Source organism: Methylomonas sp. 2BW1-5-20 (assembly GCF_052474515.1).
On sequence record NZ_CP184127.1, the window covers coordinates 3186242 to 3199500 of the forward strand.

Here is a 13259-nt window from a genome sequence, read left to right on the forward strand (position 1 = left end):
CTCAATCACTGACCGATGCACTCAAAACTTCTATGCAAAGCACCCAACACCAAAACCTAGTCGGCTTCATCTGGAATATCGCCAATAAGCTGCGCGGCCCTTATCGTCCTCCGCAGTACCGCCGTGTGATGCTGCCCTTGATTGTGTTACGTCGCTTTGATTTGGTGTTAGCGGAAAACAAGCAACAAGTGCTGGATGAGAAAAAGCGGCTTGAGGAAAAAGGCATCACCGGTCCAGCACTGGAAAAGGCGCTATCACGTATCGCCGCCAATGACCGCAAGCAGGAATTGTTCAACACCAGCGGCTTCACCTTTGAAAAATTGCTGGGTGATGCGCCCAACATCGCCGGCAACTTGATCGCGTATATTCAAGGCTTCTCGCCCCGCGCCCGCGACATCTTCGACAAGTTCGAATTCGAGACCGAGATTGCCAAACTCGACGAAGCCAACCGGCTGTTTCTGATCATCAGAGAATTCTGCTCGGCAGAAATCAATCTGTCCCCCAAAGCCATCAGCAACCTGCAAATGGGCTATCTGTTTGAAGAGCTGGTACGCAAATTCAACGAGCAAGCCAATGAAGAGGCCGGGGATCACTTTACCCCGCGTGAAGTCATTCGCCTAATGGTGCAACTGCTGTTCACCGGCGAGGAAGGCATCTACGAAAAAGGCATTTACCGCAGCGTTTACGATCCCACCGCCGGCACGGGTGGCATGTTGTCGGAGTCGGAAAAATTCATTTGCGGTGACGGCTTCACCACAGGACTTAACCCTGATGCCAACATTGAATTATTCGGCCAGGAATACAACCCCGAATCTTACGCCATTTGTTGCTCCGACCTGTTGATCAAGGACGAGCCAATCAACAACCTGATCTACGGCGATACCCTTGGCATCAAGGACGCCAAAAATAAAACCAATGGCTTTGTGCCGCACGACGGCCACCAAGACAAGAAATTCCACTACATGCTGGCCAACCCTCCGTTCGGCGTGGAGTGGAAGCCGGAAGAAGACTTCGTGCGCCAAGAGTACGAAGATCAAGGCTTTTCAGGCCGTTTTGGTGCGGGCCTGCCACGCATCAACGATGGCTCGTTGCTATTTCTACAGCACATGATTTCCAAGATGCACAATCCACCAAAAAGCGGTGGCGACGGCTCTAAAATAGCCATCGTGTTCAACGGCTCGCCGCTGTTCACCGGCGACGCCGGATCGGGCGAATCCAATGTCCGCCGCTGGATCATTGAAAACGACTTGCTCGATGCCGTCGTCGCCCTGCCGGATCAGATGTTCTACAACACCGGCATCTACACCTACGTCTGGATTGTCACCAACAAAAAGCCCGCCCACCGTCACGGTAAAGTGCAATTGATCGACGGCACACGGCATTTCAAAAAAATGGACAAGAGCTTAGGCAATAAGCGCAACGAGCTGTCGGATGAGCACATCAAGGCACTGGTGCGCCTGTACGCCGAACACGAGCACGATGCGGAAAGCGATGTGTTGGTCGATGGCAAACCCCTGCGCCGTGTGTGCAGCAAGCTGTTTAATAACCAAGACTTCGGCTTTCTGAAAATCACCGTCGAGCGTCCGCTACGCCTGAATTTTCAAGTCAGCCCTGAGCGCATCGCCCGGCTGGATGAGCAAAGCACCTTCGTCAATCTCGCCAGTAGTAAAAAGCGCAAGGACGATGCCGCCTATCACGCCGAAGTCGCTGCCGGACAAGAAATGCAAGCCGTGATCAAAGCCACTCTGCACGAGGTGGAAAGTGAAACACTTTATTTCAACCGCGCCGAATTTGAATCCCTGCTCGCCGACACCTTGCAAGATGCCGGCGTCAAGCTTGGCGCACCGCTCAAAAAAGCTATTTTGGCAGCGCTGTCGGAGCGTGATCCTAATGCAGACATTTGCCTGGACGCCAAAGGTAATCCAGAACCCGACCCCGAGCTGCGCGACACTGAAATCGTACCGTTGCCGGATGACATCAGCTTGCCGCTGCCGCTTAAATACGACAACGAAACCGGGCACGACCAGCTGCTAACGTTGGTCAAAGACCACTGCGAAGATTATCTCAAGGCCGAAGTATTGCCGCATGTGCCGGATGCCTGGATCGATCACAGCAAAACCAAAGTGGGTTACGAGATTCCGCTGACCCGGCATTTCTATGTCTACCAATCGCCGCGGCCGTTGGCGGTCATTGCGAGCGAAATCAGCCAGCTGGAGAAAGAGATTGTTGCGATGTTGGGCGAGGTGGTGTGATGGAATATACGCAATATAGTGAGATGGATAGCTCCGAGATTTCGTGGCTACAGAATAAACCCCGTCATTGGCGAATCAAAAGACTGAAATTTTCAACCGACCTAATCAATAGCAAACTAAGTGTTCAAGATTCATCTTTGCCTTATCTAGGTTTGGAACACATCGAGTCATGGACGGGACGGAAAATCGACGGTGAAATTAGTAACAGTGAAGGTTTAGCCTCGGCGTTTGTTACTGATGACGTTCTCTTTGGTAAGTTGCGTCCATACCTTGCCAAAGTTCACTTAGCGCAGCAACCTGGATTAATTTCGAGCGAAGCATTGGTAGTAAGAGCCAAGGATGGATTACACGCTGAATTTCTCAAATACTACATGCTATCACGCGATTTCATCAATATTGTCGATTCGTCGACTTACGGCAGCAAAATGCCGCGAGCAAGCTGGGACTTCATTGGGAATCTCCCGGTACTATTGCCAGAAGTTGAAGAACAACAAGCCATCGCGCGCTTCCTCGATTTCAAAGCCGCCCAAATAGATGCCCTGATTGCCAAGAAACAAACCTTGCTCGACAAGCTGGCCGAAAAGCGCACGGCGTTGATCAGCCATGCCGTCACCAAGGGGCTTGATCCATCGGTGCCGTTGAAGGATTCGGGTGTTGCTTGGTTGGGGGAAATTCCAGCGCACTGGAAAAAAATGCGGATAAAGCATCTCTTAGCAGCAAAAAAGGGAGCAATTAAAACTGGGCCATTCGGTAGTCAACTCCATAGTTCTGAAATGATGAATTCCGAAGTTAAAGTTTTTAATCAAAAAACAGTAATCGAAAAGAATATATTTTCCGGGGAAAATTACGTATCCCTCGAAAAATTTGAAGAATTAAAGGCATTTGAGGTTTTTAAAAAAGACCTTCTTGTAACCACTCGCGGCACTATCGGTCGTTGTATGGAAGTTCCTGATCATGCCGAGCGTGGAATTTTGCATCCGTGCCTGATGCGCTTACAACTGGATGGAAAGCTAATCACAAATAGGTTTATGGAAATTCTTATTGGTGACAGTGGAATTGTACTTGAGCAATTACGCTTGAAGAGCAACGCAACAACAATTGAGGTCGTTTATTCGGATTCGCTGAAGGAAGTATTTGTTCCTCTCCCAAGTCTCTTGGAACAAAAATCTATTGTTTTTTTTATTGATGAAAAAACGGTTCAGATTGATCAACAAAAGGCAAAAATTGGTCATGTGATTGATCGATTAAAAGAATATCGCTCCGCCCTCATCACCAACGCTGTCACCGGCAAAATCGACGTGCGAGATTTCCAAATCCCTACGCAATCCGAGCAACAGGAATCTGCCCATGCCTGATATCGTGCATTTACCCGCCGATTACCCCACGTGGCTGACTGAGCTGAAATCTCGCATTCACAGCGCCCAACAACGCGCAGCGCTGGCGGTTAATCGTGAGCTGGTGTTGCTGTATTGGCAAATTGGTCAAGACATTCTAATACGGCAAAACCAGCAAGGCTGGGGGGCTAAAGTCATCGATCGATTGGCGCAGGATTTGCGCAATTCCTTCCCAGACATGAAGGGATTTTCGCCACGCAACCTGAAATACATGCGCGCCTTTGCCGAGGCGTGGCCTGATGCCGAATTTGTGCAAGCGGTGCTTGCACAATTGCCTTGGTATCACCAGTTAGCGTTGCTAGATAAGCTGAAAACCGAGGCAGAACGCCGCTGGTATGTCGCCAAGTCTCTGGAGCACAACTGGTCACGCAACGTGCTGGTGATGCAGATTGAAACCCGCTTGTTTGATCGTAGCGGCACTGCCATTACCAACTTTGAGGATCGCCTACCCAAACCGCAATCTGATCTGGCTCGCGAATCGCTCAAAGATCCCTACCGTTTTGACTTTCTGGGATTGACCGAAGAAGCACAGGAACGCGAGATTGAAAACGCCCTGGTGAAGCATGTCACCGAATTTTTGCTTGAGTTGGGTGCCGGTTTTGCTTTCGTCGGACGGCAGGTGTTGCTGGATGTGGGCGGCGATGAGTTTTTCCTCGATTTGTTGTTTTATCACCTGAAGTTGCGCTGTTATGTGGTGATTGAGCTTAAGACCGGCGCATTCAAACCGGAACACCTAGGCCAACTTGGGTTTTATCTGACGGCGGTGGATCGGCAGATTAAGGACGAGCACGATAGCCCTACCATTGGTCTGCTGCTGTGCAAAAGCAAAAACAAGGTCGTGGCCGAATATGCCTTGAGCGATAAAACTCAACCTATGGGGATTGCCGAATACAAACTGCTTGAATCCCTGCCCGCTGAATTGCAAACCAGTCTGCCGAGCATTGAGGCGATTGAGCAGGCACTACAACACACTGAGGGAGAGAGTGATGCATAAGGAAATCGACTTTGAAAATGACATCGAGCAGGTACTGATTAGCAGCGGTGGCTACGAGAAAGGCGACCCGAAAACCTATGCCCCGGAAATCGCACTGTTTCCGGCCGAGACAGTCGCCTTTGTGCAAAAGACCCAGCCTAAAATCTGGGCGCGTTTGACGCAGCTCGATGCGAGCAAGGCCGAGACTCTGTTGCTAGACAGCTTAGTCAAGGAGTTAGCGGCTAAAGGCTCTTTGGCGGTGCTGCGAGAAGGCTTTAAGTGTGTGGGTAAAACGGTACGGATCGCCTATTTTGCGCCCAACACCGGGCTTGATCCCTCAGCGACCGGGCGCTATGCCGACAACCGCCTGACCATCACTCGCCAGGTCAAAACCAAGAGTGGCGCCATTCCTGATGTGGTGTTGGCCGTCAACGGCTTGCCGGTAGTGACCTTGGAGTTGAAGAATCCGATGTCGGCGACACACTGGAATGTCGAAAACGCCAAGTCTCAATACCGTTATGAACGCGATCCCAAGGAGCTGTTGTTTGCGTTTAAGCAACGCTGTCTGGTGCATTTTGCTGTCGATACCGAGTTGGCATATATGACCACCAAGCTGGAAGGCAAGGATACTTTCTTTCTGCCGTTCAATCTGGGGCATAACCACGGTGCCGGCAACCCACCCGCAGAGGGCGATGTACGCACCACCTATTTATGGCATAAAGCGCTGACTCGGGATAGTTTGATGGACATTCTCGCCCGTTTCATCCATTTGGATGTGGAAGAAAAGACCGTGGTAACTGAGAAAGGTATTAAACGGCATCGCAAGGAAACCATGATTTTTCCGCGCTATCACCAGTTGGATGCCGTCCGCGCACTGACCGATCACGCCCAAAGCCAGGGTTCCGGGCACAATTATCTGATTCAACATTCCGCCGGCTCTGGCAAGTCGAACTCGATTGCCTGGTTGGCACATCGTTTATCCAGTTTACATAATGCTAACGACGAGAAGATTTTCCATACAGTGGTGGTGATTACCGATAGGTTAGTGTTGGATCAGCAGTTGCAGGACACCATTTTCCAGTTTGAGCACAAATTGGGTGTGGTGCAGAAAATCGATGAAGATACCCAGCAGTTGGCAAAAGCGTTGGCTGGTGGTGTGCCCATCATCATTTCCACTATACAGAAATTCCCATTTATTGCCCAAGCCATTCGCACACTGGAAGCGAACGGCAAAGCAATTGCCATTTCAACCGCCGGCAAGCGTTTTGCAGTGATTGTAGATGAGGCACATAGTTCACAAAGTGGCGAAACAGCTATGGAGCTGCGGAAGATTTTGAATCGGGATGGGATCGAATCGGCGATTGCCGAACAATTGCTGGATATGGATGATGACGCACTAAGCGAGGATGCCAAAAAGGAAATGCTGCGGGAACAACTTAAGCGTACCAAACAACCCAATTTGAGTTATTTTGCGTTCACTGCCACACCCAAATTCAAAACCTTGGCGGTATTTGACGAACCAGGCCCCACTGGCACGTCGCCTTTCCACCATTACAGCATGCGGCAGGCTATTGAAGAAGGCTTCATCCATGATGTGTTGGAAAACTACACTTGCTACAAACGCTATTACAAACTGATTCAGAAAGTTGAACAAGATCCTGAGGTGCCGCGCCGCAAGGCCGCCAAGGCGCTTGCGCGTTTTGTGGCGTTTCATGATTATGAGATTGCGCAAAAAGTAGAAGTTATCGTCGAACATTTTCGCACCCATACTCGCCACAAAATCGGTGGCCGAGCCAAAGCGATGGTGGTGACTGGCTCACGGGAACATGCCGTGCGCTATAAGCTGGGGTTTGATAAGTACATCAAGGAAAAAGGCTATACCGATGTGAAGTCGCTGGTGGCTTTTTCCGGTGAAATTACCTTGAAGGAGTTTGCGGACAAAAAATTCACCGAAGTGAATATGAATAACGGCATCAAGGAAACCGAACTGCCGGAAAAATTTAATACCGAAGAATATCAAGTGCTATTGGTGGCGGAGAAATACCAGACTGGTTTTGATCAGCCTTTGCTGCACAGTATGTATGTTGATAAACGCTTGGCCGGTATTCAAGCGGTACAGACTCTGAGTCGTCTTAATCGGACCACGCGCGGTAAAAGCGATACTTTTGTGCTCGACTTTGTGAATGAGCCGGAAGACATCTATAAGGCTTTCAAGCCCTATTATCAAGTGACACCTAAAGGCGAAGATACCGATCCGCAACAACTAAACACGTTGGCTCACAGCTTGGTCGAATGGAAAGTGTTTACCAAGGATGAGGTGAATGCCTGGTGTGAAATCTGGTTTAGGAATCGGATGAATCCCACCGGCGGCGAACACAAGAAATTAAATGGCTTGCTGGATTTGGCGGTAGAACGTTTCAAACAGCTGTCGGAAGAAGACAAGCTGTTCTTTAAAGGCCAGCTGGCAACCTTCCGCAATTTATATATGTTTGTTTCGCAGATCATCCCGTATCAGGATTCGGATCATGAGAAGTTATACAGCTATATCCGTTTTTTGCTAAATAAATTACCACGCAATACTGATACAGGGACGGTTCAAGTCGACGATGATGTTGAGTTGAAATATTACCGATTACAGAAAATCAGTGAAGGCGCTATTGATCTTAAAGTGGGAGAAGCCGAGCCATTGTATGGCCAGACGGCTGTTGGCACAGGCCAACCGGATGAAGAAGTTCAGTTATCGACTTTGGTCGATAAACTAAATGAACGATTTGGCACTGAATTTACACCCGCCGACCAATTGTTTTTTGATCAGGTTAAAGAGACAGCAGTAGCCAATGAGCAATTGAGGCAGGCGGTGATGGCCAACACTATGGAGAATTTTGCACCGGTGTTCAATAAGCAACTAGAAAACTTGTTTGTTGAACGCATGGACGGTAACGAAGAGATTTTTGTCCGGCTGATGAACGACGAGGCATTTCGTAATATCGCATCTGGCTATCTGATGCGCGCGGTTTATCAACAAGTTCGGACGGGAAATTAATCGATGCAATTTATCGCCAATGGCCTAAATGGAAATTACCTACGCAACATCCTGCCTCCATCTGATGTGGAAATAGGTGGCGTGATGGCAGCAATTGCATACGGCTCAAATTTCAATGACCAAAAAGCTGATTTTATTGGACACTGCCTGGCAAATCGCTATCGTCTTGTATTTGGATGAGGTACGACCAGATACACCGCGACTCGCGAGCCTGATTATTCATTGTCCCATTATGGGCTTAATTCAATTGCTGAGTTAATTGGCTGGGCTCGCCCAGAAGTGGTGCCTCCAAGGAACGGGCGGACAAGCAAAGCCTTACGAGCCCTGGGTTATGATGTTAGGGTTTACTGAAATCAGTTAGCCCCTGACCACGTTAATAACCGATACTCTTAAAAATCAATTTTTGGATATATGAGAATCCCGATTATTTAGAGCTGATGTTGATCCAACAACAAATCAAACGTAAAAATCATTATGTGCCAATTTGGTATCAGCGGAGATTTTTCGCCCAAGACAAAAACGCACTCTATTACTTAGACCTTGATCCTCCCAAAAAGGAATTGTCCGATGGGCGAGTCGTGATTATCGGTCGTGAGGTCTCGGCACCATCTCCGAAGAGTTGTTTCTGTTTGAACGATCTTTATACCACCCAGTTCGGAAATACCCTTAATGATGAAATTGAACGGTATTTGTTCGGTGAGATTGATGATAAAGGAGCCAAAGCTGCCCGCGCGTTTGCCAATGTTGATCTAGCTTCTATACATGAGTATTTTGGCTTTGTTGCATAAATCGACAACAGCCCCCATGTTGCAAGGGAATTCACTAATCCCTAACTGGAATGCTCAAGCCACAACCGAAGAAATACCGCACCCAAAACTGGCCTGATTACAATCAATCTTTGAAGCAGAGAGGCGCGATGCTGTTGTGGATTGATAAAAAGATGGATTGGTTAGCCCCTGGCAGCGGTAAGCGAGGTCGGGCTGAGAAGTTTTCGGATGCTGCCATTCAGTTTTGCTTGATGGTTAAGAATTTATTCGGACTGGCATTACGTCAGGCCAGTGGCATGGTGGCCAGTTTGTTGAGGCTCTCTGGCATAGACTGGCCCACGCCGGATTACACGACACTCTGCCGTCGCCAACAGCACTTACAGGTGTGTATTTCCTATCGTCCTAACCCCAATGGCTTGCATTTGTTGGTGGACAGTACGGGCGTAAAAATGCTGGGCGAAGGCGAATGGAAAACCCAGGAGCATGGCGCCGAATACCGTCGGCAATGGCGAAAGGTTCATTTGGGCATTGACGCTGAAACCTTGGAAATTCGGGCGATTGAAGTGACATCGAATCGAGTCGGTGACGCGCAGGTGTTGCCCGATATGCTAAACCAGATACCCTGCGACGAACGCATCGATTCGGTTAGCGGTGACGGCGCTTATGACACCAAGAACGCGCACGCCGCCATCGTTGAACGGGATGCCGAAGCGATTATTCCTGTGCGCAAGAACGGCAAACCCTGGAAAGAAAATACCTCAGGGGCTCAAGGCCGAAATGAAACGCTACGCGCCACGCAGCGGTTAGGCAGAGCCATCTGGAAGAAATGGAGCGGTTATCATCGTCGCAGCCTGGTGGAAACCAAAATGCGTTGTTTCAAGCTGTTGGGCGAACGGGTCAGGGCGCGAATCTTTAATAGCCAAGTCGCTGAGTTACAAATTCGAGCGGCGCTATTGAATAGGTTTACCCAGTTGGGAACGCCGATCACCGTGGTCATGCCCTAAATCCGTCTGGCGATTTGGGGAAGGGCTGTTTATCCTTGCCTCGATTTATGCAACAAAGCCCCAGGCCATGCAAACTCATTAAAGTCATCAAGAATAATCCAGGACCTTTCGGAATCTAATCCGAGATGGCTTTTTACCTTTGCTGGAATTTCAATGGCTAAATCTGGATTGGCTGGCGGTGTATGTGTAATAGGTGCAACGGTTACTTTTTTACTTTCATCTTCATTCTTAACAACCAGAATGATTGCGCAGGGCGTATTCTTTTGCCCTTCAAATTTTTCAGCTTCGTATTCATTCCTCCATAAATTAAGAATAGGAAATAATAAGACCGCTTTCCGGTTCTGGTAGAGGCATACGATCCTCAGTCCACTAAGCTGTTGAGATGATCGTGTGCTGAGTCCATTTCTATGGTCGCCAGAGCGCTGATCGTTTCGTCAGGAAGTTCACTAACGTTGTAAGCCTTTCTGGAACTCGCTTTTAGTTGCAAGTATTCCATGTACTCGTGCTCAGAAAGAAAATAACCGCTGGTCCTTCCATGACTTGTAATCGCAATAGCCTCCCTCTGGACCTGTTCACGGTATTGACCAAAGTTTTTGACAAATTTTGTTGCAGGAACTTCTATCATGACACACCTCAATAGTATTTTTCCGTATTTTACGTAACTTACGTAACTTACGTAAACAATCAATGCTTGCCCTCAAATTCAACATCACACGAGAAGCAAAAATAAGTGCTGAGTGCTTGGAAGCTAGAGGCCTCAAGGGCTGGCGACTTGTGCAGTAACTTCGCTTGCAGTAACAGTAAATCTTGGCGGTTACTGTAGATTTTACTGCATGTTTTGTGGGCTGTAGTGGGATTTACTGACACTTCTTTGGGCAACAAAAAACCCGCGATCCCTTGCGAGATGCGGGCTTTGAGACTTTCTGATACTTCTTGGTACTTATACTTGGTGGAGGTGGGGGGAATTGAACCCCCGTCCGCAAGCACTCCGCCACAAGCTCTACATGCTTATCCCGCGCTTTTGATTTAACTGTTGACTACCCGTCGGGCCAAGAGGATCAACAGCGATTTCGATTGGATTTAGCGCTTCGGGCTCCGAACTAAGCCTTGGCGCGAGCTTATGTAATATGATCCCTGAGCGCCTCCCGAAAGAGACTCCAGACGCATAAGTACATCTGGTCAGAGAAGTGGTGCAGGTTTTAAGCTGCTAAGGCCACTGAGTAGTTTTCGTCGTTTGCGAATACTTGTTTTCAGTAGGTTTTACGAGCTGTACTGTGCTCGGCATGCACCTGAGGTTTTGCTACCCACGTCGAAGCCATGTCACCCCCAAGAGACTTCATTTTAGCAAATCGATAAAATAATTGTCAGCTATATAGGTTTTAAATCAATTATTTCAAGAGGGCATCATTCGCAATCGCCTGAACAGTGTCGCCCTAAATTTAACCTTGATTTGCGGCAACTCAAAACCTATTTCGTTCGATGTTGATAAACCTTGTTTTATCAGTTGTCGCAGCCCAAGCTATCCGCTATAAACAGCAGTAACCATAACGCCCAAGCCCTCGCCATAGCATCAACAGGAGCCACTGCGTGCAATATAAAGATTACTACCAGATTCTCGGCGTCAACCGCGATGCAGCAATAGCGGACATCAAAAAGGCTTACCGCAAGCTGGCGCGCAAATATCATCCGGATGTCTCGAAAGAACCGAATGCCGAGGCGCGCATGAAGGAACTCAACGAAGCCTATGCCGTACTGTCCGATACAGAAAAGCGCGCGGCTTACGATCAATTGGGACGCGGCTATCAACCGGGCCAGGAATTTCATCCGCCGCCCAATTGGGATGCCGGCTTCGAATTTTCCAGCACCGATACGACGGATTTCGGCGACTTTTTCAGCCAATTATTCGGCAAGATGGGCGCGGGCCGGGCGCGCGGCGGGCCGTTCGAAACCCAAACCGGCTTTCATGCCCAAGGCGAGGACCATCACGCCAAAGTGCTGCTGGATATAGCCGATGCCTTTAACGGCGCGGCCCGGCAAATCAGCTTGCGGGTGCCGCGTATGGATGCCGGCGGTCATGTGGTTTTGGACACCCGCACCTTGAACGTCAAAATTCCCAAGGGCGTTTACGAAGGCCAGATCATTCGTCTGGCCGGCCAGGGTGCGCCGGGCATGGGTAATGGCAAACCCGGCGACTTGTTGCTGGAAGTGCATTTCAATCCGCATCCGGGCTTGCGGGTGGACGGCAGCAATCTGCACATGAGCCTGCCGATCACGCCTTGGGAAGCGGTACTGGGGGCGATGGTGCCGGTGAATTTATTCGATACCGGCCTAAAAGTACGCATCCCGGAAGGCACGCAAAGCGGCCAGCAACTTAGGCTGCGCGGCAAGGGTATTCCCAGCGCGACGCCCGGCGACTTGCTTCTGGATATTCAGGTGGTATTGCCGCCTGCCAGCTCGCCAAAAGCCCGAGAACTTTATGAAACCATGGCGCGTGAACTGGCCTTCGACCCGCGCACAAATCACAGGAGTTAAAGCATGCCATCAGCCGAGAACTTGATAGATGCCGTTCTGGAAGACAGCGGCCTGACTTTGCAGCAGCTGGCGGCCATCTGCGCCGTTGAGCCGGAATGGATTACCCGACATATTGAAGAAGGCTTGCTTAACCCGCTGCCGCAAAAGCAAAGCGAATGGCGTTTTTCCAGCGCGCATCTGGTGCGGGTACGGCGTATCGTCAGCTTGGAACGCAATTTTGAAGCGGTGCCGGAGTTGGCCGCGCTGGTTGCGGACATGCAGGAAGAGATAGACGAATTGCGCCGCCGTTTGCGGCGAGCCGGCCTGGAGTAGCGTATGCAGAGCATAGTCTGGCATCGTCATAGCTGGCTCAACCGGCTGCAAACAGTGCTGCTGATGCTGGCGCTTTTGGCAATCTGTACCTTGGCAGGCAGTCTGTTGTTCGGGGAAGAAGGCATCTGGATCGCGTTGGCGACCGGTGTGTTCGCACTGATCTTCGAACCGGCGGCGGCTTGGCGCTTGACACTAAGCATTTACCGGGCGCGGCCGATTTACCCGCAAGAAGCGCCGGCGCTGTGGCAAATCCTGCAAGTACTGACCGAGCGCGCCGAACTGCCCAGCGTTCCGACGCCATATTACATTCCCAGTCCGCTAATCAATGCCTTTGCAGTCGGTAACCGCAAACAATCGGCCATCGCCTTGACCGACGGTTTATTCAAACAACTTAATTCGCGGGAACTGGCCGGGGTATTGGCGCACGAAATGGCGCATATCGCCAATAACGATTTGCGGGTGATGGGCTTAGCCGATGCGATTAGCCGAATTACCGCTTTGTTCGCCGCGACCGGACAGTTGTTTTTGCTACTATCGCTGCCGTTACTGGTGTTTGGCGAGATCGATTTTCAAATCAATTGGCCGGGCTTATTACTGCTGTTGTTCTCGCCGCATTTAGCCTTGCTAATGCAGCTGGGCTTATCCCGCATCCGCGAATACGATGCAGATCTGAATGCGGCGGCGCTGACCGGCGATCCTTTAGGTTTGGCATCGGCTTTGGTGCATATTGAAAAAGCCAGCGGCAGCTGGTTGTCGATTTTGCTGCCGGGTTGGGGCAATCCGGAACCATCCTGGCTGCGCACACATCCGCCCACAGCAGAGCGCATCCGCCGCCTGCAAGCTTTGAGCCCGAGCCGGCCGCAGACACTTTGGCAAGAACCGTTCCTCTTACCGGGCTATGGTAACCGGGTGGTTATCCGGCCGGCACGTTGGCGCATCGGAGGTTTGTGGCGATAATCGGCTTATTTACTTGAGATAACAA

General features: G+C 50.0%; 11 protein-coding genes and 1 other RNA gene. 10 read left to right on the top strand and 2 right to left on the bottom strand.

Annotated features, from left to right (window positions below):
* Positions 1-32 precede the first annotated feature (32 nt).
* The 7 genes from ACH50O_RS14615 to ACH50O_RS14645 all read left to right on the top strand — a co-directional run bounded on the left by ACH50O_RS14615 (position 33) and on the right by ACH50O_RS14645 (position 9433).
* Positions 33-2252, top strand: coding sequence for a type I restriction-modification system subunit M (locus ACH50O_RS14615; RefSeq protein ID WP_446808509.1), 2220 nt, complete (start codon positions 33-35; stop codon positions 2250-2252).
* Positions 2252-3607, top strand: coding sequence for a restriction endonuclease subunit S (locus tag ACH50O_RS14620; protein WP_446808510.1), 1356 nt, complete (start codon positions 2252-2254; stop codon positions 3605-3607). The genes ACH50O_RS14615 and ACH50O_RS14620 overlap by 1 nt, the downstream gene beginning before the upstream one ends.
* On the top strand, positions 3600-4640 hold the full coding sequence (locus ACH50O_RS14625; protein WP_446808511.1) for a PDDEXK nuclease domain-containing protein: 1041 nt from the start codon (positions 3600-3602) through the stop codon (positions 4638-4640). The genes ACH50O_RS14620 and ACH50O_RS14625 overlap by 8 nt, the downstream gene beginning before the upstream one ends.
* The gene (locus ACH50O_RS14630) at positions 4633-7662 is read left to right on the top strand and encodes a type I restriction endonuclease subunit R (protein WP_446808512.1); all 3030 of its coding nucleotides are present in this window, start codon (positions 4633-4635) and stop codon (positions 7660-7662) included. Before ACH50O_RS14625 ends, ACH50O_RS14630 begins: the two co-directional genes overlap by 8 nt.
* A gap of 3 nt (positions 7663-7665) precedes the next feature.
* Positions 7666-7842, top strand: coding sequence for a hypothetical protein (locus tag ACH50O_RS14635; RefSeq protein ID WP_446808513.1), 177 nt, complete (start codon positions 7666-7668; stop codon positions 7840-7842).
* 257 nt (positions 7843-8099) lie between these two features.
* Positions 8100-8450 carry a hypothetical protein gene (locus ACH50O_RS14640; protein WP_446808514.1) on the top strand — a complete coding sequence of 117 codons (351 nt, stop codon included), beginning with the start codon at positions 8100-8102 and terminating at the stop codon, positions 8448-8450.
* Positions 8451-8500: 50 nt separating this feature from the next.
* Entirely contained in the window at positions 8501-9433 is a 933-nt protein-coding gene (locus ACH50O_RS14645; protein WP_446808515.1) for an IS5 family transposase, read from the top strand.
* Positions 9434-9794: 361 nt separating this feature from the next.
* Here ACH50O_RS14645 and ACH50O_RS14650 read toward each other — a convergent pair whose 3' ends face one another.
* Together ACH50O_RS14650 and ssrA are read right to left on the bottom strand one after the other, a co-directional pair.
* Positions 9795-10058, bottom strand: coding sequence for a type II toxin-antitoxin system Phd/YefM family antitoxin (locus ACH50O_RS14650; RefSeq protein ID WP_446808516.1), 264 nt, complete (start codon positions 10056-10058; stop codon positions 9795-9797).
* A gap of 322 nt (positions 10059-10380) precedes the next feature.
* Positions 10381-10761: a transfer-messenger RNA gene (gene ssrA, locus ACH50O_RS14655) on the bottom strand.
* Between the two features lie 259 nt (positions 10762-11020).
* On the opposite strand from ssrA, the gene ACH50O_RS14660 reads away from it, so the two are divergent.
* Genes ACH50O_RS14660 through ACH50O_RS14670 form a run of 3 tightly spaced genes read left to right on the top strand, consistent with a single transcriptional unit; the run spans position 11021 to position 13234 of the window.
* Complete coding sequence (locus ACH50O_RS14660) at positions 11021-11965, top strand: DnaJ C-terminal domain-containing protein (protein ID WP_446808517.1); 945 nt, start codon at positions 11021-11023, stop codon at positions 11963-11965.
* A gap of 3 nt (positions 11966-11968) precedes the next feature.
* On the top strand, positions 11969-12277 hold the full coding sequence (locus tag ACH50O_RS14665; RefSeq protein WP_446808518.1) for a chaperone modulator CbpM: 309 nt from the start codon (positions 11969-11971) through the stop codon (positions 12275-12277).
* A gap of 3 nt (positions 12278-12280) precedes the next feature.
* Complete coding sequence (locus tag ACH50O_RS14670) at positions 12281-13234, top strand: zinc metalloprotease HtpX (protein WP_446808519.1); 954 nt, start codon at positions 12281-12283, stop codon at positions 13232-13234.
* The last annotated feature ends 25 nt before the right edge of the window (positions 13235-13259 follow it).